The organism is Micromonospora sp. NPDC023888 (assembly GCF_040639415.1).
GTDB lineage: Bacteria > Actinomycetota > Actinomycetes > Mycobacteriales > Micromonosporaceae > Micromonospora.
Genome location: NZ_JBEZZW010000017.1, coordinates 1 through 25,831, shown reverse-complemented (window position 1 = coordinate 25,831; position 25,831 = coordinate 1). Strand labels below are relative to the sequence as shown.

The 25,831-nt window shown below is 69.2% G+C and carries 25 protein-coding genes; 14 read left to right on the top strand and 11 right to left on the bottom strand.

The genetic code is table 11. From position 1 onward, the window contains the following. Positions 1 to 8: 8 nt before the first annotated feature. Both AB0F61_RS17315 and AB0F61_RS17310 read right to left on the bottom strand, forming a co-directional pair. Positions 9 to 1,358, bottom strand: a complete 1,350-nt coding sequence (locus AB0F61_RS17315; protein ID WP_357810297.1) for an alkaline phosphatase PhoX — start codon at positions 1,356 to 1,358, stop codon at positions 9 to 11. A 295-nt stretch (positions 1,359 to 1,653) separates the two neighbouring features. After that, entirely contained in the window at positions 1,654 to 2,697 is a 1,044-nt protein-coding gene (locus AB0F61_RS17310; RefSeq protein ID WP_357810294.1) for a winged helix-turn-helix domain-containing protein, read from the bottom strand. 1,094 nt (positions 2,698 to 3,791) lie between these two features. Between AB0F61_RS17310 and AB0F61_RS17305 the strand changes: the two genes are divergently transcribed. The 8 genes from AB0F61_RS17305 to AB0F61_RS17270 all read left to right on the top strand — a co-directional run bounded on the left by AB0F61_RS17305 (position 3,792) and on the right by AB0F61_RS17270 (position 10,846). Then, positions 3,792 to 3,917: a lasso RiPP family leader peptide-containing protein gene (locus AB0F61_RS17305; protein WP_238657641.1), complete on the top strand. Its 126-nt coding sequence runs from the start codon at positions 3,792 to 3,794 to the stop codon at positions 3,915 to 3,917. A gap of 152 nt (positions 3,918 to 4,069) precedes the next feature. Next, on the top strand, positions 4,070 to 5,851 hold the full coding sequence (locus AB0F61_RS17300) for an asparagine synthase-related protein (protein ID WP_357810290.1): 1,782 nt from the start codon (positions 4,070 to 4,072) through the stop codon (positions 5,849 to 5,851). Between the two features lie 14 nt (positions 5,852 to 5,865). Further along, positions 5,866 to 6,135, top strand: a complete 270-nt coding sequence (locus AB0F61_RS17295) for a lasso peptide biosynthesis PqqD family chaperone (RefSeq protein ID WP_357810287.1) — start codon at positions 5,866 to 5,868, stop codon at positions 6,133 to 6,135. Beyond that, positions 6,120 to 6,551, top strand: coding sequence for a lasso peptide biosynthesis B2 protein (locus tag AB0F61_RS17290; protein WP_357810285.1), 432 nt, complete (start codon positions 6,120 to 6,122; stop codon positions 6,549 to 6,551). The genes AB0F61_RS17295 and AB0F61_RS17290 overlap by 16 nt, the downstream gene beginning before the upstream one ends. Next, a complete protein-coding gene (locus AB0F61_RS17285) occupies positions 6,548 to 7,861 on the top strand; it encodes a glycosyltransferase (protein WP_357810283.1) in 1,314 nt (437 codons plus the stop codon). The genes AB0F61_RS17290 and AB0F61_RS17285 overlap by 4 nt, the downstream gene beginning before the upstream one ends. Continuing rightward, on the top strand, positions 7,858 to 9,036 hold the full coding sequence (locus AB0F61_RS17280; RefSeq protein ID WP_357810280.1) for a hypothetical protein: 1,179 nt from the start codon (positions 7,858 to 7,860) through the stop codon (positions 9,034 to 9,036). The genes AB0F61_RS17285 and AB0F61_RS17280 overlap by 4 nt, the downstream gene beginning before the upstream one ends. Next, the gene (locus AB0F61_RS17275; RefSeq protein ID WP_357810278.1) at positions 9,033 to 9,965 is read left to right on the top strand and encodes an ATP-binding cassette domain-containing protein; all 933 of its coding nucleotides are present in this window, start codon (positions 9,033 to 9,035) and stop codon (positions 9,963 to 9,965) included. The genes AB0F61_RS17280 and AB0F61_RS17275 overlap by 4 nt, the downstream gene beginning before the upstream one ends. After that, positions 9,962 to 10,846, top strand: coding sequence for an ABC transporter permease (locus tag AB0F61_RS17270; RefSeq protein WP_357810275.1), 885 nt, complete (start codon positions 9,962 to 9,964; stop codon positions 10,844 to 10,846). Before AB0F61_RS17275 ends, AB0F61_RS17270 begins: the two co-directional genes overlap by 4 nt. A gap of 117 nt (positions 10,847 to 10,963) precedes the next feature. Here the strand turns inward: AB0F61_RS17270 and AB0F61_RS17265 are convergent, their stop codons facing one another. Continuing rightward, a complete protein-coding gene (locus AB0F61_RS17265) occupies positions 10,964 to 11,062 on the bottom strand; it encodes a lasso RiPP family leader peptide-containing protein (RefSeq protein WP_357810272.1) in 99 nt (32 codons plus the stop codon). A 138-nt stretch (positions 11,063 to 11,200) separates the two neighbouring features. Here AB0F61_RS17265 and AB0F61_RS17260 point away from each other — a divergent pair, with 138 nt between their 5' ends. The 3 genes from AB0F61_RS17260 (at position 11,201) to AB0F61_RS17250 (ending at position 15,744) form a co-directional block, all read left to right on the top strand. Then, positions 11,201 to 14,005 (top strand): tetratricopeptide repeat protein, encoded by a 2,805-nt coding sequence (locus tag AB0F61_RS17260; protein ID WP_357810269.1) that lies wholly within the window; start codon positions 11,201 to 11,203, stop codon positions 14,003 to 14,005. Positions 14,006 to 14,275: 270 nt separating this feature from the next. Next, positions 14,276 to 14,674, top strand: a complete 399-nt coding sequence (locus AB0F61_RS17255) for a VOC family protein (protein ID WP_357810266.1) — start codon at positions 14,276 to 14,278, stop codon at positions 14,672 to 14,674. A 146-nt stretch (positions 14,675 to 14,820) separates the two neighbouring features. Next, positions 14,821 to 15,744, top strand: a complete 924-nt coding sequence (locus AB0F61_RS17250) for an SMI1/KNR4 family protein (protein ID WP_357810264.1) — start codon at positions 14,821 to 14,823, stop codon at positions 15,742 to 15,744. Between the two features lie 658 nt (positions 15,745 to 16,402). Here AB0F61_RS17250 and AB0F61_RS17245 read toward each other — a convergent pair. Both AB0F61_RS17245 and AB0F61_RS17240 read right to left on the bottom strand, forming a co-directional pair. Further along, positions 16,403 to 16,870 (bottom strand): hypothetical protein, encoded by a 468-nt coding sequence (locus AB0F61_RS17245; protein WP_357810261.1) that lies wholly within the window; start codon positions 16,868 to 16,870, stop codon positions 16,403 to 16,405. A 595-nt stretch (positions 16,871 to 17,465) separates the two neighbouring features. Continuing rightward, on the bottom strand, positions 17,466 to 18,395 hold the full coding sequence (locus AB0F61_RS17240) for a LysR family transcriptional regulator (protein ID WP_357810258.1): 930 nt from the start codon (positions 18,393 to 18,395) through the stop codon (positions 17,466 to 17,468). A gap of 72 nt (positions 18,396 to 18,467) precedes the next feature. On the opposite strand from AB0F61_RS17240, the gene AB0F61_RS17235 reads away from it, so the two are divergent. Further along, the gene (locus tag AB0F61_RS17235) at positions 18,468 to 19,391 is read left to right on the top strand and encodes an EamA family transporter (protein WP_357810256.1); all 924 of its coding nucleotides are present in this window, start codon (positions 18,468 to 18,470) and stop codon (positions 19,389 to 19,391) included. Between the two features lie 97 nt (positions 19,392 to 19,488). Here the strand turns inward: AB0F61_RS17235 and AB0F61_RS17230 are convergent, their stop codons facing one another. The 3 genes from AB0F61_RS17230 to AB0F61_RS17220 form a co-directional block, all read right to left on the bottom strand. Then, entirely contained in the window at positions 19,489 to 20,571 is a 1,083-nt protein-coding gene (locus AB0F61_RS17230; protein ID WP_357810253.1) for an IS5 family transposase, read from the bottom strand. Beyond that, positions 20,571 to 20,738 carry a hypothetical protein gene (locus tag AB0F61_RS17225; RefSeq protein ID WP_357810251.1) on the bottom strand — a complete coding sequence of 56 codons (168 nt, stop codon included), beginning with the start codon at positions 20,736 to 20,738 and terminating at the stop codon, positions 20,571 to 20,573. The genes AB0F61_RS17230 and AB0F61_RS17225 overlap by 1 nt, the downstream gene beginning before the upstream one ends. 328 nt (positions 20,739 to 21,066) lie before the next feature. Continuing rightward, on the bottom strand, positions 21,067 to 21,516 hold the full coding sequence (locus AB0F61_RS17220; RefSeq protein WP_357810248.1) for a group II truncated hemoglobin: 450 nt from the start codon (positions 21,514 to 21,516) through the stop codon (positions 21,067 to 21,069). A gap of 511 nt (positions 21,517 to 22,027) precedes the next feature. Here AB0F61_RS17220 and AB0F61_RS17215 point away from each other — a divergent pair. Continuing rightward, the gene (locus AB0F61_RS17215; RefSeq protein ID WP_357810245.1) at positions 22,028 to 22,282 is read left to right on the top strand and encodes a cold shock domain-containing protein; all 255 of its coding nucleotides are present in this window, start codon (positions 22,028 to 22,030) and stop codon (positions 22,280 to 22,282) included. A 513-nt stretch (positions 22,283 to 22,795) separates the two neighbouring features. On the opposite strand, the gene AB0F61_RS17210 is transcribed toward AB0F61_RS17215, so the two are convergent. Continuing rightward, entirely contained in the window at positions 22,796 to 23,047 is a 252-nt protein-coding gene (locus AB0F61_RS17210; protein ID WP_357810243.1) for a hypothetical protein, read from the bottom strand. Between the two features lie 574 nt (positions 23,048 to 23,621). After that, positions 23,622 to 24,464, bottom strand: coding sequence for an HAD family hydrolase (locus tag AB0F61_RS17205; RefSeq protein WP_357810240.1), 843 nt, complete (start codon positions 24,462 to 24,464; stop codon positions 23,622 to 23,624). A gap of 318 nt (positions 24,465 to 24,782) precedes the next feature. On the opposite strand from AB0F61_RS17205, the gene AB0F61_RS17200 reads away from it, so the two are divergent. Further along, positions 24,783 to 25,160 (top strand): VOC family protein, encoded by a 378-nt coding sequence (locus AB0F61_RS17200; RefSeq protein WP_357810238.1) that lies wholly within the window; start codon positions 24,783 to 24,785, stop codon positions 25,158 to 25,160. 296 nt (positions 25,161 to 25,456) lie between these two features. Here the strand turns inward: AB0F61_RS17200 and AB0F61_RS17195 are convergent. Then, positions 25,457 to 25,831, bottom strand: a 375-nt coding sequence (locus tag AB0F61_RS17195) for a DUF1524 domain-containing protein (protein ID WP_357810235.1), incomplete at its 5' end; no start/stop codon positions are given.

Here is a 25,831-nt window from a genome sequence, read left to right as displayed (position 1 = left end):
AGAACTGGTCAGGCGGCGCCGATGACGCCACCGTCTGCGCGCCGGACGACGAAGGTGACGGGGTCGGTTCCATCCTTGCGTGACGTGCCCACCAGGGCCGGCCACGCTACGGTGACGGACATGGTCCGCTGGTCCGCAGCGAGCGCCAGTGCGGTGATCTCGCGTCCGCGGGGGACGGTGAGGAAGCGTCTGACCTCGCCGGACGCCGGGTCGACGGCGAGCACCGCGTCGTTGCCTAGCGCGCGGTACACCTCGTCCGGCAGGTCACGGTCCGTGCCGTTCAGGGCGGTGCGGATCCACAACCGGCCGTCGGCGTCGAACGACAGCCCGCGTGGACGACCGAAGGGGGCAGCTTGCCCCGTGCCCGTGGTGCCGTCCGTCTCGGCGACGACGTCCCACCGGAACCCGACCGCGGTCGCGTCGCCCGCGTCCTCGCGCCACCGCAGGACATGGCCGGAACCGGGTGCGGTCGACTCCCGCTCCGGCCCCACCGGGCCGGCGTCCGGCGCCGCGCACCGGACGTCCACCGCGCCGCCGGCGACTGCGCAGTAGACGGACTCGCCGCTCGGATCGACCGCCACCTGCTGTGGGCGGGCCAGTGGGGTGGCACCGACCGCGTCGGCGGCCAGCCGGGTGCGCAGAAGGACGTCCGCCTGGTCCAGCCAGCCGTTCCGCACCGTCAGCGGGCCCTGCCCGTGCGCCAGCGGCACCCACTGGCCCGAACCGTCGGCGGCGAGCCGCGCGACGTGCAGGACACCCTGGTCCAGTGGACTGCGGCCATCGGCCCTGAGCCGCCGCCACCCGTCGGCCCCGACGAACTTGTAGAGGTAGCCCCCGTCCTCGTCGTCACCGATGTAGACCACGACCCGGCCCCCGGATTCCACGGCCGTGATCCCGGCCGGGCTGAACCGGCCCAGAGCGGTGCGCTTCACCGGGTCGGCCGGAGTTCCCTCGGGCTTGACGGCCAACTCCACCACCCAGCCGTACCGGCCGGCCTCGCCGAGATCGGCAGCAAGGTCGGCGCCGGGCAGTTTCTCACCTCGGGCACCACCCGGCAGGTGGGGACCGAGCCCGTAGCGCAGGTCGGTCTCGCTGGGTCGCCAGTCGCGGTGCCCGACGTCGAACCAGCGCTGAAATCCCGCCTCCCCCGCCAGGTGGGACCCCCACGGCGTACGTACGGAAGCGGCCTGCGCCAACGTCACGCTCACCGGCAGGCGCGGGGGCGCGGCGCGTACCGGACCGGAGAAGGTGGCCGCGCCACGGCCGGTCAGCGGCGCGTGGCGTGCTGGCGCCTGCGCCGCTGCGCGGACCCGGTAGCCGGCCGGTACCCGGGGTGACCTGTCCGTGTTCACTGGCACCGGACGGAACCCAAGCACCGGGCGGACGGGTGTTGGTAGTGGAGCGGAAGCGAGGGCCTGGCCGTCCGGTATGGCCAACAACGCCGCCGCCGAGGCCAGACCCGCGAGGGCGGTCCGTCGCGAGACGGCGGCCGGTTGACGGGCGGGCGTGTGCTCTGCGTCCCGCATGCGTTTCTCCTCGTGGGTCGGAACTGTCGTGCGGATCGCGAGCCGGTGGCGGCGAGCGTCGGGAGGAATCGGCCCGGAAAACGGCACACTCCCTTTGCGTCGCACCGATGTCCGTGCTCGACGCGTCCTACTGTGGCCGAGCGGGAAATTCCGGTCCAGCCTTTGCCTCAGCCGGCAATGGCGCAGTTCGGCCGTCCGGTAGTTCACCGTTGAGCAACGCGATGCCAAGGCCGGTGGGCCCGTGCCACACCGAGCCACCGCACCGCCGGGTCTCTAGCAGCCCGGCGGCACGCAGCACGCCGCAGTGGCGGCTCACCACCGGATCCGCGACCCCCACCCGCCGTGCCAACTCTCTGGTGCTCCCGCCTGCCGCGGCCGCCTCCAGGACCGCCGCGCGGGTGCCGCCGAGCAGGGCGACGGTCGGTGACGTCGACTCACGCGCGAGTGCGGCGCCACGGAACAGGCCGAGCCGTGGCGCGAGCGGATAGACCAGCACGGGGGGCCGCTTCGCGTCCAGCAGCGTGATCGGCTGGATCCGGCAGAAGAAGGAGGGGACCAGGACGATTCCCCGCCCCCGCAGATGGACGTCCTGATGCATGTACACCGGTATCCGTAGCACCGGTGGCTCCCACTTCACTCGGGGGTGGAGGCTGCCGAGGAGTCGGTCGACCCCGCCGGCTAGCAGCATCTGGGCCCGGCGGGTCCGGTCCGCCTCCGCCTGCGCGCGAAAGGCGTCGCGGTGCGGCGCCAACGCCAGCCGGTGGTAGGTCGTGAACGCGGCCTCGAGGCGCCGCAGCGCGCCCGTCTCGCCCGAACCAATGGCCCGGACCCAGGTGCTGACCGGGCCTGTCTCGGCCAGTGCCTCGATGTCGGCCCCCAACCGCCGACGTGGGGTGGACAGCAGCCGGTCGAGCAGAACTTCGAACTCGGCGTCCCCCCGGCCGGGGGTGAGGAAGTCGGGTGAGTATCCCCAGGGCGGGGCCAACTGTGCCAGCAACCGCAGCGAAGCGGACCTGGTGGAATTTATCCGTCGGCGCCACTGGTCGAACTCCACGCAGGTGTCACGCTCCTGCAGCAGGTGCAGGCTGAGGAGAATCTCCCAGAGCGGATCGACTCCATCGGCCACGGTCACCCGCCGCAGGTCTTCGCTGGTGAAGTGGATGCGTAGCATGACTCTCCCTCGGCCCACCATCACTCGTCCCGCGATATCCGGATGCCGCATCCATTCCCGGTACCGGGCGTGGTCGATAGCAGGCGCCGTCGCCCGCTGACCGTTGTCAGCCGGCCAGGGCTTTCGAGCTGCGGCACACGCGGCGGGATTCGTCCAGCTCACCGCTCTCGGCAGCAACGTAGGCGAATTCCGCGTTCAGGACCGGACCGAACGGTCTCGAACCCCGTGTTCAACACCGCGCGATCTGTGACCGCCCGGCAGGCCTGCCCATTGTCCAGCACCATTGCCGGCATGTCTGTCCCGCAGGCCGCATGCCCGCTCCGGACATCGAAGCCACCGACACCACCCGGGCCAGCCGCCGAACGGGGCCTTGCGGGTCAAACGTCAACTGACCGCGGTGTCGATGAGCAAGGTGGTCGCGGCGTAGGCGCTGGAAAAGTTCACACCCAATCGGTGTACGACCGTCGACGTGATTCGCAAGTCGGCGGCTGCCAGGAGCCGGCCGACCAAGTCGCGGTCACCGACAGCACGACCAAGGGCAGTACCAGGCGCGGGCGGGGGCCGGGCGGGGCGACCCACCGGCTCGAGGGCTACGCCCGGGGATGCCGGTAGGTAGCCGCCGATGACCCGCCCCCGGCCGAGTCGTCTGCCAGGGATATCCAGCCGCGTCGCCCCCGCTGCTCCCAACCTGCTCCCCCCAACCGGCCTCGCACCGGGCCGCCCACCGATCGTGAGCTGCCAGCACAGCGGTTGGCACCAGCGGGGCTACATGGTCGTCGAGGCGACCAGCCGCCGTAGTACCACAGTGGACCGCTCGACATCGATAGCGCCGGCCCGGGTCGGCCACCCGAGCGACGGCGGTCCCCGCCCACTGCTCCTGCTTCGCCAAACCCCACAAGTCGAACGGACGGTACCCCTGCGCGATGTCCTGTCCGGGCCCTTGTCCGGGACGGCCGCACCGCCGCTGGTGACCCGTTGCGCGTCTGTCCCGGACAGGAAGGCGCGATTGCCGGTCAGCACCCACGGATATCTGATGGGTGTCAGCGAGGCAGTCACAAGGATCGCCTCAATTCACCGATTACGAGGTGAACAGCATGAACGAGAAGACGATGGGCTACGAGGCCCCCGCGCTGGTCGAGGTCGGCGACTTCACCGAGCTCACCCGCATCACCAACGTCGGCGAGTGGACCGACCTGTGGGGCGGCTGGTTCGACCTCTGAGTCGACCCGACCTACCAACCGGTGAACGACTAACGCGATAACTGACGCACGTCGAACACCGCATCAACGCGCCGGGGTGGTCGGCCAGCTGCACCAGGGCTGACCACCCCGGCGTCCTGCGTCCAGACGGACCTTGCCGAAGGGAGCGGGCAATGCGGTTCATCATCCTTTCCGACCACGAGGCATCGGCGGCCCTGGCCCGGCGACACAGCGGAGGACAGACGATCCGGCATCCGTCCGGACGGCCCTGGATCGTCGGACACTGGGAGCACGACGACATCGTCGTGGCCCGTGCCGGTGACCGGGCCCTGGCGCTCCTCGGCCGGACCGCCGAGACCAGCGAGAGCCTCACCCGGCGCCTCGACGCCGTCCGAGGCGTGGCCGACCTGGACGCCGTCGCCAGGAGTGTGCCGGGCTGCTATCACCTCATCGGATCGATCGGCGGGGTCACCCGGGCACAGGGCAGCCTGTCCTACCGCTACCAGCTCTTCACCGGAACCGTCGACCGGGTCGCGGTCGCGGCCGACCGCGCCGACACGATCGCCGCCATGACCGGCGCCGGCATCGACTCCGAAGCCGTCGTGCTCCAACTCGTCGCACCGTTCGGGCCGCCGTGGCCGCTGCGCGAGCGATGTGTCTGGCAGGGTGTCGAACAGGTGCCGGGTGGACGTTTCCTCGTCCTGCGCGGCGACGACCCGGTCGCCCGTACCTGTCGATGGTGGACACCGCCGGAGCCCGAGCTGTCACTGGCCGACGGCGCGCAAGTCGTGCGGACAGCACTGGTCGCGGCCGTCGCGGCGCGCGTCCCGCGCGGCGGCGGGTCGCTCAGCGCTGACCTTTCCGGCGGTCTGGACTCGACCAGCCTCTGCTTCATCGCCGCGGCCGCCGGGGCCGACCCGACGACGTTCCGCTTCGCGCCTCTGGACGAGTCGAACGAGGATGAGCGGTGGGCGGAGTGGTGCGAGGAACAGCTGCCGGGCAAACATCTGGTGGTACCGGGCGACGAGGCACCCTCCTGGTACGAGGTCACCGGAGATGACGACGTCGAAGGGCCCTTCCCGTTCGTCCGTACGCGGGCCCTGGCCGGTTTCATCGCTGCGCACGTCGGAGCCCACGGCTCCCGGCGTCACCTCCAGGGGATCGGCGGCGACGAGCTCTTCTCCGCCAGCACGTTGACCCTGCACGACCTGGCCCGGCGCCATCCCACCACCGCCGCACGGCAGATCCTGACCACCAAGGCGATGCGCCGCTGGTCGGTCGCCACGACGACCCGGTTCCTTCTCTCCGGCGTGCCCTACCACCGGTGGTTGGCGCGCAGCGGCCGACGGCTGACCGCGCCGCCCGGTGAGATGACACACGCGAACTGGGAAATCGCCACGACCCTCCCGCCGTGGATCACCGCGGACGCCGCAGACGTGGCGCGACGCCTCTACCGGGAGGCGGCCGCGAGCCGACCCCGACCGGAGGCCACTCCACCAGCGCAGCACGAGATGATCCGGATCACCCAGTTCAATGGAGCGGCCGCACGGCGCAGCTCGCGGGTCGCAGAACGCGACAGCGTCACGCTGGAGAACCCGTACCTCGATGACCATGTGCTGAACGCGGCGCTGTCGGTGCGGTTCGCCGATCGGATGGTCAGCGGCCGGTTCAAGCCGGTGCTCGGCGAGGCGATGCGGGGCATCATTCCCGACGGGTTGCTCGACCGGCGGACCAAGGGCGACTACAGCGCCGAACAGTTCGCCGGGCTGCGTCGCCACCGCGGCGACCTGCTCGCGCTCTTCGACGACGCCGAACTGGCCCGGATGGGTCTCATCGACACCGATCGGCTGCGCGCCGACGTCTTCGGCGTCCTGCCGAACTCAAAGCCACTGATCCCGTTCGAACGGACCCTGTCCTGCGAGGCATGGCTTCGCGACGTGGCCCGAGCCGCCTGAAGGAGGAAAATGAGATGAGTCTCGCACTGGCTCCAGAAGTGACAGCCGCCGAAACCAGCAACGGTCTCGTGCTGCTCGACCAGCGGTCAGGCCGCTACTGGCAGCTCAACGGCACCGGAGCGACGACCGTGCGGATGCTGCTCGACGGCCGAACGCCCGACGGCGTCTCCGCCGCCCTCCGCGAACGGTTCCCCGACTGCGGGGAACGCGTGGAAGCGGACGTGAATTCGCTGGTGGACGCGCTGCTCGACGCGAGGCTGGTGGAATCATGCCAGCCGGAGTGATGATCGAGCGTCCCACGACCCCGCCACTGTCGCTCGTGCCGGGCGCTGTCGCCGCCGCCGGTCTGGGCCGGGTGCTGGCGCGGGTCACACCGCACCGGCTGCGGAAGGTGCTGGAGTTCGCCCGCCGGGGCGCCCGCCCGGCGACCGAGGCGGAGGCCAGCCGTGCCCGCAACGCGATCGTCGCGGTCAGCCCCCGCTGCCGGGGCCAGTGGTGCCTGCAACGGGCCATCGCCACCGCGCTGCTGTGCCGGGCGGGAGGCGCCTGGCCGCAGTGGTGCACCGGCGTGCGGACCGACCCGTTCCAGGCGCACGCCTGGGTCGCCGTCGACGGCCGTCCGATCGGAGAGCCCGGCTCCGACATCCACTATTTCCGGGCGATGATGGTGGTGCCGCCGGTCGGGCGGGACGCGTCATGAGGGTCCTGGTGTGCACCTACGGCAGCCGGGGCGACACCGAGCCCTACGTCGCTCTCGCCTGTGCGCTCAACGCCGCCGGCCACGAGGCGATCCTCGCCGCACCCTCGACCTACGCGGGTCTCGCCGCCCGGCACGGCGTGGAGTTCGCCGCCCGTGACGCCGGGCTCCTCAACCTCATCCACGACCCCCGGATGCGCAGGCAGATCGAGGATGGCAGGGCGACGGGTCGCCATCCGGACCTGGCTCTGGAGATCCGCGACCGGCTGTTCCCCGCCCACCTCACCGGCCTCCTGGAGGCCGCGGCGGACGCCGATCTGGTCGTGCACCGTGCCGACTACGGGCACCACGTCGCCGAGAAGATCGGAGTGCCCACCGTGCTCGGCCTGCTCAACCCGCACGGGGTCACCTCGGCCTACTATCCGACCGTCGACGCCCTGGGCACCGAGGCGCCCCGACCGCGCGACGACGGTCCCAGCCGCGAGAACCTGCGCACTCACGTGCGGGCACGGCTTCGGGGCGAGCCCGCTTCGACGAGGAAGTGCGTCGAGCGGTGGCGGGAGCGGGACCTGGGACTGCCGCCCCGGGCGGGCATGCATGACCGGTTCCATCAGGTCGACAACCGCCCGGTCCCGGTCCTGCACGCCTTCAGTCGGCACCTGGTCGAACCGGCACCCGACTGGCCACCCTGGGTCCACACCACCGGATTCTGGTTCCTGCCGACCGACCGAGTGGCGCCACCGCCGAGGCTGGTGCGATTCCTGGAGCAGGGCGCGCCGCCGGTCTTCTTCGGCCTGGGCAGCCTGGTGGGCACCGACCCCCGACAGACCGGCCGGATGGTCGTCGAGGCAGCTCGCCGCGTGGGAGTGCGTGCGGTGGTCGTCGCCGGTGCCGGCGGCATCGCGATCGACGACCCCGAGACGAGCGACGATGTCCTGGTCGTCGACGACGTTGACTATGACTGGCTGTTCCCCCGGGTCCGCGCCGCCGTCCACGCCGGTGGTCTCGGCACCACCCACCACGCACTCGCCGCGGGCCTACCGCAGGTCGCGCTGCCGTTCCACGTGGAGCAGATGAGCTGGGCGACGCACCTGCACGCCCGGGGTGTCGCGCCACCGCCGATCTGGCAACGCGACCTGAGCACAACCGTGCTCAGCACCGCCCTGCGGGCCTGCCTCACCGATCCCGCCCGCACCCGCGCCGCCCAGGCGCTGGGCCGGAACCTGCGCGCCGAGGGCGGGGCCGCCGCCGCGGTCGAGGTCCTGGAAGCGATCTACGGTCCGCGCCTTCGAAGAACAGGAGAGGCAGCATGAGTACGCTCCGCGAGCCGACTGACCTTCGCGTGCTGATCCGCTCCGCGGCTGCCGGTGACGACGCGGTCGCGGAGGCCATCTCCCGGCTGGGACCGGCCCGTGTCGCGGCGACCCTGGTCGACGAGTTGATCAGCCGGGCCGACCTCGGCGAGGTCGGCCCGCTGCCAGGACCGGTGACGGTCAGGTTCGATCTGGACTTCGATGGTCGTACCCTGGCGCACTCGGTGTCCTTCGAGGAGGGGCGGGTCCGCCACGGTCACTCCTGCCCCGACGGCGCCCGACCGGTGCTGGTCGAACTGGAACTCGTCGCCTTGACCAGGGCGGTGTTCGGTGGGCCACTGGCTACCCACGCGCTGTGCCGGCGGATCGACTGGGGTGATGTCGACGACCCGAGGGAGTTCATGGTCGGCGTCGCCGCCGCTCCCGTGGTGCAGCGGTTGCTGCGCGGCGCCGCCGGCGAACCCGCGCGACTCGACGAGCTGGCCCTGGCCAACGGCTCCGACAAGTGGGGCCCACACTTCTACACGCCTATCTACGAACGGCACTTCGCGCCGCTACGCGAGCAGGAACTGACCATCGTCGAGTTGGGCATCGGTGGGTACGCCATTCCGGGCAGCGGCGGTGGTTCGCTGCGGATGTGGAAGCGGCACTTCCCCCGGGCGCTGATCTACGGCGTCGACGTGTTCGACAAGAGCGCCGCCGCCGAACAACGCGTCTTCCCCATCCAGGGCGACCTTTCCGATCCCAACTTCGTCGGCAGCCTGGCGGAGAGACTCGGCCCGCTCGACATCGTCATCGACGACGGCAGCCACGCCTGCGCCGACGTGATCCTCGCCTTCAACGCGCTGTTCCCCGCCCTTAGCCCCGGCGGCCTCTACGTGATCGAGGACCTGCAGACCTCCTACTGGCCCTCCTACGGCGGCAACGCGACGAACCTCCACGACGCCAGCACGAGCATGGGTTTTCTCAAACAGCTGCTCGACGGCCTCAACCATGAGGAGCACGACGCCGCGGCCAGCTCTCGGCCCACCCGGTTCGACACCACGCTGGTCGGTGCGCACTTCTACCACAACGTCGCCGTGCTGGAGAAGGGCCGCAACGCCGACGGCCCGATGCCCCGCTTCGTCCGGCAGCGTCCGGTGATCCGGGTCGACCGGCGGGAGGTGCCAGCGTGAGCGCCATCGTCGCCGAGTCGCTGCGCAAGGCCTACGACGGCGTCGCCGCGGTCGACGGCCTCGACCTCACGGTCGCGGCGGGCGAGATGTTCGGCTTCCTCGGCCCCAACGGCGCCGGCAAGTCGACGACGATCGCGATGCTCTGCACCCTGACCCGTCCGGACAGCGGTCACGCCAGCGTCGCCGGGTTCGACGTCGTGCGGTCGTCCACCGAGGTACGCCGGCTCATCGGCCTGGTCCTGCAGGAGAGCACCACGGACGGCGACCTCACCCTCATGGAGAACCTCCGGTTGCACGACCACCTCTACGGCCTGCCCCGCCGCACGTTCCCCGCCCGGGCCCGGCATCTCCTCGACCTCTTCGGTCTGGCCGAACGGCGTGACCGGCTCGCCAGGACCCTCTCCGGCGGCATGCGCCGGCGTCTCGAGATCGTCCGGGGTCTGCTGCACGAGCCGGCGGTGTTGTTCCTCGACGAACCGACCGCCGGCCTGGACCCGCACAGCCGGGCCGGCGTGTGGGACCACATCCACGCGCTTCGCCGCGCCCGCCCGCTCACCGTCTTCCTCACCACTCATCACCTGGAGGAGGCCGAACGCTGTGACCGGATCCTGGTGCTCGACCGGGGCCGCGCGGCCGTGCGTGGCACACCCGAGGAGCTCAAGGCGACGGTACACGCCGACGTCGTGCGGCTGAACACCGCAGACGACGCGCGCGCGGCGATGCAGATCCGGCGTGACTTCGGGTGCGACGCCACGGTCGACGCGCAGGGCGTCCGAATGGTCACCGAGAACGGCGCGGCCCTCGTACCCCGGCTGTGCGCGGTCCTCGACACGCCCATCAACGCGGTGCACGTCTCGCCCCCGACGCTCGACGATGTCTTCCTCCGCCACACCGGGCGGGTGGTCACCGAAGGTGAGTGCCTCCAATGAGACACCAGACGGTTCCGACTAGCAGCACGGTCCCGCCGGTCGACGACGCCCTGCCCACGGGTGGCTCGCTCACCCGCGAGCTGCGGGCGGTCTGGGCTCTGTGGCAGCGGGAGATGCTGCGCCTCGTACGCAGTCGGACGCAGGTGGCGATGACCCTGCTGAGTCCGCTGCTGTTCCTCTTCCTGCTCGGGCCCGGCCTTGACACCATGCTCGACACGCCGGCCACCGGTGCCGCAGGCGCGGATCGGGGCAGCTACGTGGGGTACCTCTTTCCCGGAATCCTGATCATGGCCGTGCAGATGCCGGCGCTGCGTGCCGGCGGTGCCATCGTCCGGGACCGAGAGGCAGGGCTGCTACGCGCGACCCTCGTCGCACCCGTGCGCCGCGACACCCTGCTCGTCGGCCGGTGCATGGGCGGAGCGAGCGCCGCCGCGCTCCAGGCCGCACTGCTGCTGATCCTCGGACCACTGGTGGGGCTGCCCGCCGACCCCGGCCTGCTCCTGCTGCTCTTCGGCGCGATGTGGCTGATCGCCTTCTCCCTGACGATGCTCGGCGCGCTCGCCGCTGTGCTCGTCCGCCGGGTCGAGACCTTCCAGGCGATGCTCGGCATGGTGACCCTGCCGCTGGTGATGCTCTCCGGCGCGCTGTTCCCGGTCGGTGCCCTGCCGGGGTGGCTGACTCCGGTCATCCTGGCAAACCCGCTTACCTACGCGGTCGACGCGATCCGCCGGATGGCCTCCGTGGAGGGCGTCGGTCCCGTGGGGAGCGGCCCGGTCTGGGGTGGCTGGCAACCACCTGTCGCCCTCGAACTCGCCGTCATGGTGCTACTGGGCCTGCTCGCACTCGTGGTCGCCGCCCGTCGCTTCAACCGGACGGACTGACTGTCCAACCATTCCGAACCGGCCGAGACAGAAACACCGTCGTGGCCGCCTTGTCGGCGGCGGCCACGACGATGTTCTGTCCATGGTCTCGGTGTTCAGGGGTCAGGTCGCGCTCCATCAACCGATCATGTCGACCCACTCCTTTGGCAGGCTTACGCCGTTGGTCAGAGCGATGAAGTCGCCAACCTCGGCCATCGCGGGCGGCTCGTCGGGCATCCTTCTGTCCCGGGCAAGCCGTTGTATGTCAACGGGATTGCTTCGGTAGTCTCGGACCCGAGTCCGGACAGGACAGTGACGTCCCGCCGGGTCATGCGGGGCGGTCACGCCCGCAACGCCTAACGCGGGGGGCGGCAGATGTCGGACGATGACGTCGCAATCGACATGACGGGCGTCGAACAGATACTCCTGCAACTGCGTCGACTCAAGCAGGAGTCCCGGCTGACCTACCGCGAGTTGGAGAGCCGAGCCACCGCGGTCGGCGACGTCCTGCCGCGCAGCACCCTCGCGAGCGCGCTGCGCGGGCCGGGCCTGCCCCGCCGCGAGGTTGTCGCCGCCTTTCTACGCGCCTGCCTCAACCCGACCGACGCCGAACGCTGGCTACGCGGCTTCGACCGCCATGCCGCCGCGAACGGCTACGAGCAGCGCGACGCGGGGCCCCCGGTCGCGGCAGACGCCGCGGTCGACGCGAGCACGGGTGGGCTCCTGGTCCCGTCCGGCCCGCGAGCCGCGCCGCTTCCGAGGCAGCTTCCGACGCTGGGGCGACACTTCGTGGGCCGACGGTCGGAGTTGGTGCTGCTCGACAAGGCCCTGCTGAGCGAGGACGGCCGCGTCGCCGTCGTGTCGGGAATGGCGGGTGCCGGCAAGACGGTGCTCGCCCTGCGGTGGGCCCATGCCGCCGCATCGGCGTTCCCGGACGGTCAGATCTTCGTCAACCTGCGGGGGTTCGGGCCGCAGCCCGCGCTGACGGTGACCGCCGCGCTGGGGCAGCTGCTGGGCAGCCTCGGCATCCCGGCCGACCATGTGCCATCCGACGACGAGCAGGCGGCGGCGCTGTTCCGGTCGATGACCGCGGACCTGCGGCTGCTCGTGGTGCTCGACGACGCCCATGACGCCGACCAGGTGCGGCCAGTGCTGCCGGGCGGCCGACACGCGCGGGTGATCGTCACCAGCAGGGACCGCCTACTCGGTCTGGTCGTACGCGACGGGGCGGGCTCCGTTGACGTCGGCGTGCTCAACGAGCCCGACGCGGTCGACCTGATCGGTCGAATCGTCGGCCCGGAGGTGCTCGCGGCGGAGCCCGCCGCGGCGCGCGACCTGGCCCGGATCGTGGGCTACCTCCCACTGGCGATCCGCATCGCCGCGGCCGACCTACCGAGCGGACTGGCCGACCCGATCGCGACCCGGGCCCGCCAGTTGGCCGCCGGCAACCGCCTGACCCACCTTGAGACGCGCGGCGACCCGGGCAGCGCGCTGGCCACCGCGTTCCGTCACTCCCACAGCCGGCTCGAACCGACGGCCCAGCGACTGTTCGCGCTGATCGGACTGTTGCCCATGACCGAGTTCGACCAGTCGGTGGCGGCGGCGCTGCTTGGCGTGCCAACCAGCGCGGCCGAGCCGGCCGTGCTGGGTCTGGCCGACGCGCACCTGCTCACCGTCGTCGGCTGCCGCGTATTCGTGCACGACCTCGTGCACGAGTACGCGGCCGACCTGGTCGTGCGGACGGTTCCCGGGGCCCACCGCGAGGCGGCGGTGCGCCGCGCATACGGCTACTACCTGCGCCGGCTACTCGCCGCCGGGCGGCTCCTGTCGCCGCAGCTAATCCAGTTGGAGAAACACGGCGGGGAGATGTTCGGCGATCCCGGGCACGCGATCGCCTGGCTCGACCAGGAGTACGAGCACCTGCGGTCCGCCGCTCTGCTGGCCAGCGACCGTGGTGTGCCCGACATGGCCTGGCGGCTGGCCGCCGCGCTGCGGGTACGGTTCATGTCCCATCGGGACATGGACGGTTGGTTCGCCGTCACCCGGGCCGGGCTCGCCGCCCTCCGCGCTCACCGCGCCCGGGCCGGCAACGTCCTGCGGGTCCGGGCGATGCTGCGCACGAGTCTCGCCCTGGCCCATCTGTTCCTTGGCGAGCCGGCCGAAGCCATGGACAACGCACGGTGGGGGGCGCGGTCCAGCCGCCAGGCGGGCTGGCTCCGGTGCGAGACGTCGGCCCGGTCGATCCTCGCCGTCCAGCACTCCCGCATCGGGCACATCCGGGCCGCCGAACGACAACTGATGCACGTACGCAACCGGCAGCGGGCCGCCGGCGACACGTCCGGGGCGGGGATCGCGCTCAACAACCTCGGTACCGTGCGGATGCTGACCGGCCGGCTCGACCTGGCCGCACCCGACCTGGAACGGGCGCTGACGTTGCAGACCGCCAACAACGCCCGCCGGGGGACCGCCTCGGTGCTGATCAACCTCGGCCATCTCGAACTCGAGCGGGGCCGCCTCGGCTCGGCCGCGGAGCGCCTCACCAGGGCTATCAACCTCTACGAGCGGCTCGGCGATGTGGAGGGGCAGGCTGCCGCGTCCGGATACCTGGCGGTCGTACGCCTCTTCCAGGGCGACGCGACAGTCGCCCGCCAGATCGCGGTGAGCGGTCTGCGGGCCCTGCGCGGCCTCACCGATCCGCACGCGCAGGCGTTGCTGCTGTGCGGCCTCGCCACCGTCCGCCGCGTGACGGGGCAGCACCGACTGTCGATCACCTACCTGCATCGGGCCCTGCGGCTGTCTCTCGTGGCTACCTCCGCCCAGCCCTACGCGGAGGCACTCATCGGTCTCGCCCACGGCCACCTGCGCCGGGGCGAGCTCGATCTGGCCGGCGCCCGGGCGACCCAGGCGCTGGAGTTGGCCCGCGAGGCCGGTTACCGGGGCTTCGAGGGGATGACGCTCGGCGTCCAGGCGGCAATCGCCGCCCGGGCCGGCGACCGGGCGGGCGCCGCGTGGCTGGCCCTGGAGTCCGCCGACATCCTGCGCGAGCGCGGGTTCGACCTCGCCCTGGCCCACAGCCTGATCGTCCACTGCGAAGCGACCGGGGACGCCAGCAACGGTGAAGAGATCAAGACCCTTCTGGCCGAGGCCGCAGACAGTTTCCGTTCCAGCGCCGGATGGTGATGTTCTCGCAGGACTCGGCAGGTCTCCTACTCAAAGGGCTTCGTCGGTGTGCGCGGGTCAGGTCCGGACCAGCAATTAAGTTGCCGACTGGATCGGCGAACGAACTCCGGCGCTGATGCACGGTCATCGGCATGTCCGGACGTCAACTGACACCAGAGGCCGGCCACAAAGCGTGACGACTCCGCCAGTGCTAGGTGCGCGGACGGCGGCAGATCAGTGAACCTGGTAGCGTCCGCGATCCGGCGCCGAATGCTGATCAGGGAGACGACCATGTCCGACTCCATCCGGCCCGCCTCGGTCACTCTGGGCTGTCTCGACACGGAGCTGCTGGCGACCTTCTATGCCGAGATCACCGATGGCACGATTACCAATCTGGATGAGTACTGGGCCACGGTCATCTGCCCGACCGGCCGCATGGACTTCCAGCGGGTAGTCGGCTACACGCCCCCGATCTGGCCCGACCCCGCATCGTCCGTCCAGGTGCACCTTGAGTTCTACGTCGAGGACCGCGCTGCCGCAGAACTGCGCGTGTTGAAGGCGGGAGCGAGGAAGTACGAGTTCCAGCCCAACAGCGAGCAATGCTACGTGTACGCGGATCCGGCCGGTCACCCGCTTTGTCTTACGACATGGGTCGACATGAGGCCCCAGACGAGCGGACCGGCCGCATAGGGCGGCGCGCTCTGATCGGCACGAGCGTGCGTCTGACAAGCTGATCGATGGCGTACGGGGAGTGACGGGGCGCCGGTGTCCAGCGCGCCCGCTCGGCGACAGATGGGGTAGTTGCGTCTGCGGTGGCGATGTCTAGAGTTTGCGTCGTGACTGACACTGGAGCCGATGTCGACAAGCGCGTTGCCGAGGCGTGGGCGCGGGTCGAGGCTGGCCTGAGTCACGTCCTGCCGGCTTCCCTACGGCAGCTCAACGCGCCGGCCGCGGTTCAGGCCATCGATGCGGTCGAGGCCGCCTTGGCCGTGCCACTGCCGCAGGATTTCCGCGCCAGCCTCCGCATTCACAATGGAACTAAATGGATGGTTAGCGCGGACGGACAGCATCAGCCCAGCCCGATACCGCTGGATTGCCTCTACGACACCGACGGCATCGTCGAGGCGACGCGGATGTGGCGCGACAACTACCATCCGGAGCCGAACTGGGACGACCTTAGGGTCTGGGCGTACCTGGTCGACGGCGGGAACCACCTCTTTCTGAATGGGCCGGTGCGGCCGATTGTAGGTTCGCCGGGCGCGGTGGTCGTGGGCGACATGAATGGCGACGTGACGTGGTTTCTCGACTTTGATCCGGCACCGGGCGGAACGCCCGGACAGGTGGTTCGGGTTGATGTCGAATGCGCCTCGTGGGACGTGTTGGCCCCGTCCTGGACGCAACTGCTCGTCCGCTATGCAGAGGATCTGGAACTGTTCGCGGCTGATCCTGACAGCTCAACCCTGGAGATAGATCAAGAGTGTGGGCCGGCGTGCGAATGGGGCAGCAGCACGCCGTCGGATTCTGCGGGGGTGCGTCCGGCGTGGCTGCTGGACGTTCAAGCTCGTGATCCGTACCCGTACCACCGGGCGGAGTGTGAGGCCACCAGGATGCAGTGGCACAATGAACGGAACGAGCGATGCACGGTCGACGGTGAGCACAAGCCGCACGTCTTCCGCTCGACGGACAGGCACAATCCGTGTGGCGGCGGCCAGACCAGCGTTGACAGAGACGCCGACCGCCGACGGTGGGATCACTCGTAGTAGGCCAGGCGAGGTTCGTCCCTGATCTTGATCTGGAACTACCGGCACGCCGACACGGAGTATCGTCTCCAGCCCGTCCGCCGCGCGCTGCGGAAGTCATCTCGCACGGCGGCCTTGGCCCGTGGAACAGCGTCTACCGCGACGGGTACCGGTGGCGTTCATCGACTGGGATGCCGCCGGCCCGTCGACCCCGTCGTGGACATCCGGTCCCGGCTCCGACAGTTTGTTGACGCCTACGGCAGCGTCAAGCATGCGTCGGTGGCCGCTGCGGAGGCGGCCGCAGCGCACTGCTGGACCGCTACTGCGCCGAAATCGGTGGTGCTCACTCTGGCCGGTGACCGCCTACGCGGCATGACCCTGTTCCTCCACGACATCTGAGCCCGGGCTCAAGCCGGTGCTCGGCGGCCACGGTTACCGCATCCGCCAAGATCCCGAGAGCCCGAACGGGCTGCCACGGTGGCGGTTGACGAAGCAGTGCCGACGGTCAAGATCGGATGCCCTGATCTCGGCATGTCCGGACGTCAACTGACACCAGAGGCCGGCCACAAAGCGTGACGACTCCGCCAGTGCTAGGTGCGCGGACGGCGGCAGATGCGGACATCGGTGGGGTGCTGAAGGGCGCCTCGTTCCCCAATCAGCGTGATGTTGTGACGCACCTTCAGCTCAAGCTGCCGATGGCCTTGGCGTAGTAGAGGGACTCCTCCAGATGGAAGGCGATCTGCCGAACCGACCAGGCACCGGCTTGCCGCTGGTCGAGCTCGGCGTCCGAGAGCCGTCGAAGCCTGACCTCGAAAATCTGCGCGAGCCGGGTTAAGCGGCTGCGTGCCTCGTCAAGATCCTCGGGAGTGAACGGCGCCAGGTCGGCGGTTGTGGTGATCGCGGAAGCGTGCCAGTGATCCGGGATCGTCGGTACGCCGGCGATTCGCGCTTCGACCTCGGCCAGGTGGTCGATGAGATGGTCGGTGACACGCCGGATTGCCTTGTGCGGGCTGTAGACCCGGTCGTCCACCGACCGCGGCTGCCCGTCCCAATGCGTCCATGTCTGGGCCATCTCAAGGACCTGATAAACCATGCCAGTCACCACGCCAGCGGGGTCGCGGGCGTCAGTCAAGGGAGTGTCGGACATCGAAAGCTCCATCCTCGCCGGTCAGCGCTGGGATGGTATCGGCCCACACAGACACTTCGCGGGTCGGCGGTAAGCCATCCGCCTGTCCGCGGTTGCCGCATCATGGCGGTCCGCCGTCGCCCGGCCGGGGTGCTGACGAGCCAGTACCTATCTTCTGGACACCCCGCCGACGTCGAGTGACCACACATCCGCAACTCGGCATGTGCGAGCGTCGCCACCCACCAATCGGCTGCTCATGATGCGCGGACAGCGGCAGATCCGTGCACGTGATCATGAGCTGGGGCCGACTCGACGGCTCAACCGCCGGTGACCAAATGGCGGGAGATGAAGTCACGCCAGAGACCGCCCGTGCCTGATGGCTGCCCGTGTTGTCGAGGACCTGTACAAGTCGATGACGAGGATGTTTCCTCGCTGACGATCAGCCTAGGCACTGCGGTCGGCGACATTGACGATGTGAAGAGTTCGCTTCCCGTGATGCTTGAACTTCCTGGTCATCGCCACCGACCTCGGGCTTGACGTGCGCGCGGACTGACGGCAACGTCCGTTGCCCCGATCATGGCCGAATGCTCGTCGATCGGGGGTCAAAGCACGTACATCAGGCGATGATCGGCGCAAGCTGTCCACGGGGGACGCCGGTCGGGCGGCTCAGCTCCGCCAGGAGGGCGTCCACCGCGGGCCGTTGCGGCGTGCCACCGAGGGCGCGGGTGACTGCGAAGATGCGCCGCTCGGTGACCGGCTCGACCAGTGGCTCCACGTGCACCCCCGGTGGCACGTGGCGCAGTGCCAACTCCGGCACCAGCGCGGCGCCCAGCCCGGCCGCGACGAGGTCCAGCGTGAGCGCGAAGTCGACGGCACGGTGCCTGATGTCCGGCTCGAAGCCGGCGAGCCGGCAAGCGTGCAATGTGGACCGTAGACACGGCGTGTGCTCGGCGCTGGCGATCCATGGCACGTCACTCAGCTCGCTCAGCCGGCCGGTGCGACGGCGCCACGCGACCGGGGTGATCAGGTGCATCGGGTCGGTGGTGACCGGATGCCGGTCCAGGTCATTGACCAGCGGCGCGGGCACGTGGTCGTACTCCTGCAGCACCACTACATCGAGGGTGCCGGAGCGCAGGTCGAGGCGGCTCTGCTGGTCTTCGGCCTCGATCACCCGCACGTCTAGTTTTGGGTGCTTCGCCCGCAGGCGTGCGGCGGAGGGGGCCACCAGCGCGCCGGCTGCGGACGCGAACGCGCCGACCCGCACCGTACCGCTGACGCCGTGGCGGAGCGCGGCGAGCCCGGCCACCGCCTGCTCCACCGCGCCCAGCACGTCCTTCGCGTGGCTGGCCAGCACCTGGCCGGCAGGGGTGAGGACGATCCCGCGCCCGGCCCGCTCGACCAGTTCGTGCCCGGCCTCTCGGGACAGCTGAGCGAGCTGCTGGGAGACCGCCGACGGAGTGACGTGCAGCGCCGCGGCGGCGGCGGTGACGCTGCCGCGCAGCGCAACCTCGTGCAGCACGCGGAGCCGGCGTACGTCAAGATTCATGTAGCCACGCTACATCAGCGATGAAGAACATTGAACTGGTCCTTAAGCGTTGCCTCGGGCAGCGTAGCCGGCATGAAAGCATCACACCGACTTCTCGCCCTGCTCGTCGCCGCTATCTGGGGCGTCAACTTCGTCGCCATCGAGCTGGGCCTGCGCGACCTGCCGCCGCTCGTGCTGACCGCGCTGCGCTTCGTCGCGGCGGCGGTGCCGCTGGTCTTCCTGGTGCCGCGCCCCAGCGCCCGGCTCCGCTACGTGATCACCTACGGGCTGGTGCTCGGCGTCCTGAAGTTCGGCGCACTGTTCACGGCGCTCGCAGCCGGCATGTCCGCCGGTCTGGCCTCGCTGGTGCTGCAGGCGCAGGCGCTTATGTCGGTGCTGCTGGCTGCGGCAGTGCTCGGCGAGCGGCCGGCGCGGGCGCAGGTGGCCGGCGTACTGGTCGGATCGGTCGGGATCGGGGTGCTGGCAATCGGCAGCGGCGGCCACGCCACGGTGATCGGCTTCGCGCTGACGCTGTTCGCGGCGGCCAGCTGGGCCACGGCAAACCTAGTCATGCGGGCCAGCGGCGAGACGCGACCGCTCTCGCTGCTGGTCTGGTCGAGCCTGGTACCGCCGTTACCGCTGCTCGGCCTGGCCGGCGTGGTCGACGGCGGACAGGCGGTGCTCGATGCGATCACCGGCCTGTCGTGGCGCGGACTGCTAGCCGTGGCGTACATCGCGTACGTGTCGACCCTCGTCGGCTTCGGTATCTGGAACCGGCTGATCGCCCAGTACTCGATCGCGAGAGTGGCGCCGTTCAGCCTCCTGGTGCCTGTCTTCGGGCTCAGCGCGGCGTGGCTGCTGCTGGATGAGCCCGTCGGCGTGACGGAGCTGGCCGCGGCCGCCATCGTCATCGCCGGGCTGGCGCTGGTAGTGCGGCGCTCCACAGCGGACCCCAACAACGCCACGGATGCGAGCGAGGGTCGCGAGCCCGAGTACGCCCCGGCCGCGACTGCCTAGGGTCTGTCCTGTCGATCATGGAAGCCAGATGGCGGCAGCGATCAGGATGAGGCTCGCGCGGTAGAGGGATGCGCGTTTGGCGTAGCGGGTGACCAGGTCACGCCACTGTTTGAGCCGGTTGAAGCAGCGTTCTACGACGTTGCGCTTCTTGTAGATCGCCTTGTCGAAGGCTGGTGGTCGTCCGCCGGTGCTGCCCTTGGCTGCCCGGCGGGCGGACCTGGTCGCTGCGTTCGGGGATGACGTGCCGGATTCCTCGCTGCCGCAGGGCTCGACGCGTCGAGTCAAGCGCGTAGCCCTTGTCGGCGATGAGCACCTCGGGGCGCTTGCGGGGTCGTCCAGGTCCGGGCTCGTTGACGCGGATCGCGTCGAGCAACGTCAGGAGCTGGGGATTGTCGCCGGCCTGACCGGGGGTGAGCAGGAGCGACAACGGTCGGCCGCGTCCGTCGACCGCGAGGTGGATCTTCGTGCTCAGCCCTCCACGGGATCGGCCGATGGCCTCGCCATCTCGCGCACCAGGCGTCGCCGGACTTGTTGCGGAGCCCCTTTTTGCGGGCACCAGCGGCATGCTGGTGCGCCCGCACGATCGACGAGTCGATACTGATCGTCCACTGCACCGCTGTGCCGTCGTCATGGACCTGCACCGCGGCCAGGATCCGATCCCACGTGCCGTCAGCGTTCCACCGCCGCAGGCGCTCATGGCAGGTCTTCCACGGCCGAAGCGTTCCGGCAGGTCACGCCACGGCGCGCCCGTACACAGCTTCCACAGAATCCCATTGATGACCTGCCGATGATCCCGCCACCGCCCCCTCGAACCGCCCGACTCGGGAAGCAGCGGCGCGATCACCACCCACGCCTCATCGGTCAACTCACCACGACGTACCACCGGCACATCGTCAACGATCAACCCCCACTCACAGGTCGGCAGGACGCGCCCTAGTCCGCGGCTACGACACCTCAGCACGCTGGTCGCAATCAAGACGGATACCGGTACGGTGCTCGACCGCAGCGAGCATTCCTGCCACCCACAGACTGGGAGTACGCATGGCGCCGTAGCGATCAGCAAGCTCGGCGTCGAGCGCGTCGGGTCTGACGCCTCCGCGTGTCCAGCCAGCTTCCATCGCGGTGATGAGCTCGCCCTACGTGGCAAAGCTGAACCGGTGTCACCGCGTTGACGTTCCATTAGGCACTGCGAACCTCCGCGTCGACGCTGAACGCTCGCAGCACCTCCGGGCGGGCTCCCTGGAAGCCGTTGTTTGCGAAAATGGTGACAGCAGGGCCTACCTGATCGAGATGCAGGACCCATCCGTCGTTCGGGCCGATTTCGTAGGCTTCGGACAGGTCAAGCACGTCGAGATCGTCGGGGGTCGCCACCAAGGCGGGACGCGACGTCCTCGAGGGTCAGGGCAACGCCCAGCGGCCGTGCCACCGTCCAGCACATCGCCACCGGCAGCCCAGTGGTCGCGAGGTCTTTGTAGTAGGCACGAACGTCGGAAAGCACGCAACCATTGTCGATCACTCCCGACCGGCGCGCGCCCTCCTACCAGCCCCCCGTAGCGTCCAAGGTCACTTCGGCGGACTGGCGCCGCGAACAAATCGAGCGGATCGCGGCATGTGCGGACGTCCGTGGCAGCTGGCCGTCGGGAGCCTCGAGGACGTCAGGATTCGCGGATGCCCGTCAGTTTTCAGACTGTCGCGGCCACGTCCAAGCGGGGACCTCACGGATCGGATGCAGCTGGTCATCGCTCTCGGCACGCGAGTTCTGCTGGGCCACGCGGGCGCCGAACTCGAGGTGTTCGCGCACGGCCGCGCGGAAAGCGTCATCGTCCGGTAGGCCGGCTTCATCGATCGCTTCGAGGTAAAGGGCGACGAACCGCTCCCGCTGCTCGTCGGTGATCTTCAGGTGGCGGTGAACGTCAATGATGTACTGAAATCCCAGTCCGGTGGTGAACCTGTCGGGGCCGCCGAAGGACTCGGCGGTAAACCAGGTGAGGTGTTCGACATGGCTCGGCTGGCGAGCGGGGAACACGCTGCGCAGCACGGGGTCGTCCAGCACCTTGGTATAGAACAGTTCCTCCAGACGATGCAGCGCCGCGTCGCCGCCGGCAAATTCGTACAGAGTGGACATGGACTCGTCCTTCGTTGCCGGGACTGAGCGACTGGTGCTCCCTGAAATCCGATCGCTGCGACCGTACCTCGCTGTGACAAGCATGGTGGCCTACGCAAAGCCGCAACGTCCGGTCATCGACAGATGCGCGCGTCGGCTCATCCGCGGCCGTCGCCATCGGGGTCTACGGAGGTTGACTGAGCGACCATGCGCTGATCGCACGATCAGCGGTTCGCCGCCAGAAAAACCGTGGGGTCGGCCAAGTAGAGAAGGAGGTTGCCGGCTTCGGTCAGCGTGCATACTCGAGGCCGCGACACCGCGACCGACCTTGCGGCATGGGAACCAGTCGAGCAGTACCTGCCCCAAGCGTGGCCGAGTGACCAGAGCCCTGAGCAGGCCTTCCGCCATACCGACAAGTACGGAGGAAGCCTCGGCACGTCGACACCAACACCCCCCGAGCGACACCCTCGGCAGTCAACGACGCGCAGCGCAGCTCGACAACCTTCGCCGCGCAGGCCACCTGCTAACTTTAATGACGACCGGCCAGGAGATGACGAACCAGGGTATGCAGGACACCGGCGTGGTGGAGACCTGGAACCTCGAAGAGGGCTGGGGAACGGTAGCCCTTGATCACATTGATCTGACCGTCTGGGTGCACTTCAGCCACATCGTTGCAGGGCCAACTGAGTACCGGAGCCTGACGCCGGGTCAGCGGGTGCGCTGCTACTACGAAGTCCCCGGCCAGGACGGCTACGCCGCCCGAGCTGTCGGAGTCTCCACTCTCTGACCCGGCGCAGCGCCCGCAGTAGTGCCGAAACAACTCGTCGAGGAAACACACCGCCCTGGGGATAGCGCCGAGTTCAGGTAACAATGTCCGGCCTAGACTGGCTACCGATCGGCGACCGCCTATCACTGCCGGTGCCCGAAGAACCTGCCCGGGTGGCGCCCATTTCAACCTGCCGAACTCGGTCCGCGCCGATTGGACTACTCGGATCGGTACAGTCCGCGCGGCGTCGCCGTCGACGGATCGCCGTATGGCTGTCGACCGGGTGACCGCTCGCTGGCTAGGAGGCGCAAGTGCGTTTGCGCCCGGAGCGGTTGGCGGTCGGCGGGTGTCGGCGCGGCGAGGTGGTTACCTTGTTCGCGTTCGGCACCGGCAGCCGGACCAGGTCCTACGCCTGGGTCTTCGCAACTGCTCGACGGCAATGCTGTAACCCGGCCCCTCGGTGAAGATCCTCTGCGACTCCGGGGTCTGCCGCGCCGCCTTGGTGGACGGCAGGTAACCGGTGTCGACTGACCACTACGCGACGTTCTCCGGCTTGGCGGCGAACCGGTCGAACTCGAACGCCGCGTCCTTACGCTCCTTATGCGGGCCAGCCAGCATCACCAACCCGCTGCCGCCGGTCGGGCAGCCGAACGCCTTCTGCTCCGGCAGGAACGCGGCGCCGAAGGCAAACGTCGCCTCCTTGGTCAGCGCCGTCATCACCCCGGTGGAGTCCTGGAGCCTGGCGACCAGCCCGTTGGTGAAGTCGAAGCCCCGAGTACGGCGCACCGCTCAGCTTCCGGAACTACCGATGTGAATGCATCGCCTACAGTGCACCAGGCACCGCCGGCTCAACCAGGACAGACCGGTCGTCCTCCAGCTCGTTGCGGCTTCTTCGGCTGGGTCCGGCTCGGAGTGCGCCGGGTCAGTCTGACGCTGGCCGGAGTTCGGCGATGCTGTCGGATGTGTGGTCTTGTCGCTGTCCGCGAACCAGTCGTCGAACGTGGTCGGCGCGATGCGGGTCCCCTCGCCGGCAGCAGCACGGTGCCGGCCATCGCCGGGCCGAAGATGCACAGCGTGACTCGATGCCGGCTGGTGCGGGCGGCTGCGCGACGTCGGGCCAGCCACTACTGAGGATGGGAGTTCGTTTGTGTGCCGTCAGCCGGTGCGCGACGTTGCCCGTGCGCGCCGACCTTCCAGATGCCAGCGTTTGCGGCGGTCAACCGCAGGTCCCACTTCATGACAAGAGTCGTTCGAGCCGGCCAGCGGCGCGCTGCTGTCCGGCGATCCAGCCGTCTTCCACGTGGCTCTGCAGCAGCTGCTTTGGCGACGTGGGGTATTCCAACTGTCCGAATACCCCTGTCTATCGGGTCGAGGACGGCGCTTTTCTCTCGTCGGGTTTGAGGATGATGCGGGCGATCTCGTCGATGGACGCTGCGGGGAGATGCCAGGTTGGTGTGAAGTCCTCGGGCAGTGTGGCGCCGACGTAGATCGAGATTCGGGCTGCGCGAAGCATCGGTACGTCATTTGGAGTGTCACCCACGGCCGCGATTTGCTCGGGGGAAACGTCGAGGGCGTTGGCGTATTCGGCGAGCAGGGTGGGTTTGGTTGCCGGGAAGACGTGGCGGTATCCGCCGTGTCCGTCGGGTTCGGTGCCGAAGTGTGCGTTGACGCCGAGGCGGCCGGCGAAGTAGGCGACGTTGGGGGCGTGGGTGAGAGACGCGATGATCGTGGCGATGCCGGCCGTGTGTAGCGCGGTGATGCCCTCGATGGCGCCGGGCGCCAGCGGGATGTCGGCGAGCACCGCATCCATGTCGTCGATGCTGAGGTGCTTGAGGTGCTCCCACATGCCGAGGCGCGCCGCGATGAGCTCCTGTTCGGTGCGCGACTGTTCCCAGACGGACATCTGAGCGGCGAACCCGAACGCGTCGGCGAGGGCCTCCATGCACGTTTGCCCTCGTGTGAGGGTGCCATCAAGGTCGAAGGCGACCAGCCGGATCCCGGCCGGGGCGTCGGCCTGGGCTCGCTGGTCAGAACTAGTGCGTTGGTACGGCATCGATTCTCCGAATCGGGTGTTGTTCCGGCGGCTGACATCGGCGGCGTAGCTGGTCCAGTCGCCGCCGCTGGCGCGTTGCCAGGCGACAGCGGCCGGGATCTCGCACTCACCGTCCAAGACGCCGCCTGCCTCGTCAAGATCGCCGGACACAGCCAGGCATGGATTGTGGACCGTCGTGACTGGGCGGCCTGTCTGCCACTTCACCTACGCGAAGGCTGAAGCTCACGCTGCTCAACACGTCTACCACCAACGCTTCTTCGAAGCTGCGCCAGTCCCTGACGGGCGCCGTCTCCGCATGGCTGATTGGGAGCACTGCCCGCCGCAGGCATGCTTGAGGTGCCGGGTACATCTGGTTTATCGTCGTCGCGAGGTGTCATCGCGTCTGGCCGCAACGACGTTGTGGTGATGGAGGTGGCACAACGTCAAGGAACGACTATGCCCGCGTCACTGCACCACATGATCATCCCAGTGTCTGATCGCGACGCTGCCGCCCACTACTTCATGGGCCTGCTCGACCTGCGTGAACCCTGGGAGAACGGTTTCTTCCAGTCCGTACAACTCGATGATGCGGTTGTCATCAACTTCGCGGCTCCGCCGGTCGAGGTGCAGCCCCAGCACTACGCCTTCCTGGTAACCGACGAACTTTTCGACCGCATCAAGTCCCGCTTTGACAGCGAAGGTACGCCGTACACAGCCGACCCGCCCGGGAAGCGGCCTTCCGAGGTCGGCGAGGTCAATCGCGACGGAACCGGCCGACGACTGTATTTTCTCGGCCCGGACAAGCACATGCTTGAAGTGCTGACCGCTCGCTATAACGACGTGCCACGGCGGTCTCGGCCGCAGTAACCGAGCCAGCAGCCGCTGGGCTCACGCGGCGTCTCACGCAAGTCCCTTCCCGCGAACAGCCAAGGCGGCCCTGCCAGCACGAGGCGCTGTGCGGGGCCGCCTGCTCTGCAGCGACCCATTAAGTCAATTTGGCCATAGAGCGTGGTTCATGGGCGATGGGACGAGTGCTGCGGGGGCCATCCGCGGGTCGCCCATGGTTCCAGTCGGCGTCCCGATTGACGTTCAGAGGGCTCTGTAGCGGTTGACCCGGCCGGATCACGTCGTCGACATGACTGCCGGCCGGGCGGACGCGCTGGTTAGGAGGCGCAGGTGTTGAGCATGCTCTGTAGTGCGGACTTCTCCGAGGACTGCAGGGTGAGGCTCGAGTTGTACTTCACGGTGATCCACATTTTGCTGTAGGTGCACCGGTACGACGACAGGGAGGGCTGCCAGGTGGAGGGGTCCTGGTCGCCCTTGGACTGGTTGACGTTGTCGGTCACCGCGATCAGCTGGGGGCGGGTGAGGTCGTTGGCGAAGCTCTGTCGGCGGCTGGTTGTCCAGGAGTTGGCGCCGGAGCGCCACGCCTCGGCAAGGGGGACGACGTGGTCGATGTCGACGTCGGAGGCTGCCGTCCAGGTGGCACCGTCGTAGGGGCTGTACCAGCGGCCCGAGGTGGCAGCGCACGAGCTGTC

Excerpts from the sequence above, each read along its gene's own strand:
- AB0F61_RS17310 (WP_357810294.1), bottom strand. The coding sequence starts at position 2,697 with ATGCTACGCATCCACTTCACCAGCGAAGACCTGCGGCGGGTGACCGTG.
- AB0F61_RS17305 (WP_238657641.1), top strand. The coding sequence starts at position 3,792 with ATGAACGAGAAGACGATGGGCTACGAGGCCCCCGCGCTGGTCGAGGTC.
- AB0F61_RS17300 (WP_357810290.1), top strand. The coding sequence starts at position 4,070 with ATGCGGTTCATCATCCTTTCCGACCACGAGGCATCGGCGGCCCTGGCC.
- AB0F61_RS17295 (WP_357810287.1), top strand. The coding sequence starts at position 5,866 with ATGAGTCTCGCACTGGCTCCAGAAGTGACAGCCGCCGAAACCAGCAAC.
- AB0F61_RS17290 (WP_357810285.1), top strand. The coding sequence starts at position 6,120 with ATGCCAGCCGGAGTGATGATCGAGCGTCCCACGACCCCGCCACTGTCG.
- AB0F61_RS17285 (WP_357810283.1), top strand. The coding sequence starts at position 6,548 with ATGAGGGTCCTGGTGTGCACCTACGGCAGCCGGGGCGACACCGAGCCC.
- AB0F61_RS17280 (WP_357810280.1), top strand. The coding sequence starts at position 7,858 with ATGAGTACGCTCCGCGAGCCGACTGACCTTCGCGTGCTGATCCGCTCC.
- AB0F61_RS17270 (WP_357810275.1), top strand. The coding sequence starts at position 9,962 with ATGAGACACCAGACGGTTCCGACTAGCAGCACGGTCCCGCCGGTCGAC.
- AB0F61_RS17265 (WP_357810272.1), bottom strand. The coding sequence starts at position 11,062 with ATGCCCGACGAGCCGCCCGCGATGGCCGAGGTTGGCGACTTCATCGCT.
- AB0F61_RS17260 (WP_357810269.1), top strand. The coding sequence starts at position 11,201 with ATGTCGGACGATGACGTCGCAATCGACATGACGGGCGTCGAACAGATA.
- AB0F61_RS17255 (WP_357810266.1), top strand. The coding sequence starts at position 14,276 with ATGTCCGACTCCATCCGGCCCGCCTCGGTCACTCTGGGCTGTCTCGAC.
- AB0F61_RS17245 (WP_357810261.1), bottom strand. The coding sequence starts at position 16,870 with ATGTCCGACACTCCCTTGACTGACGCCCGCGACCCCGCTGGCGTGGTG.
- AB0F61_RS17240 (WP_357810258.1), bottom strand. The coding sequence starts at position 18,395 with ATGAATCTTGACGTACGCCGGCTCCGCGTGCTGCACGAGGTTGCGCTG.
- AB0F61_RS17235 (WP_357810256.1), top strand. The coding sequence starts at position 18,468 with ATGAAAGCATCACACCGACTTCTCGCCCTGCTCGTCGCCGCTATCTGG.
- AB0F61_RS17230 (WP_357810253.1), bottom strand. The coding sequence starts at position 20,571 with ATGGAACGTCAACGCGGTGACACCGGTTCAGCTTTGCCACGTAGGGCG.
- AB0F61_RS17220 (WP_357810248.1), bottom strand. The coding sequence starts at position 21,516 with ATGTCCACTCTGTACGAATTTGCCGGCGGCGACGCGGCGCTGCATCGT.
- AB0F61_RS17215 (WP_357810245.1), top strand. The coding sequence starts at position 22,028 with ATGACGACCGGCCAGGAGATGACGAACCAGGGTATGCAGGACACCGGC.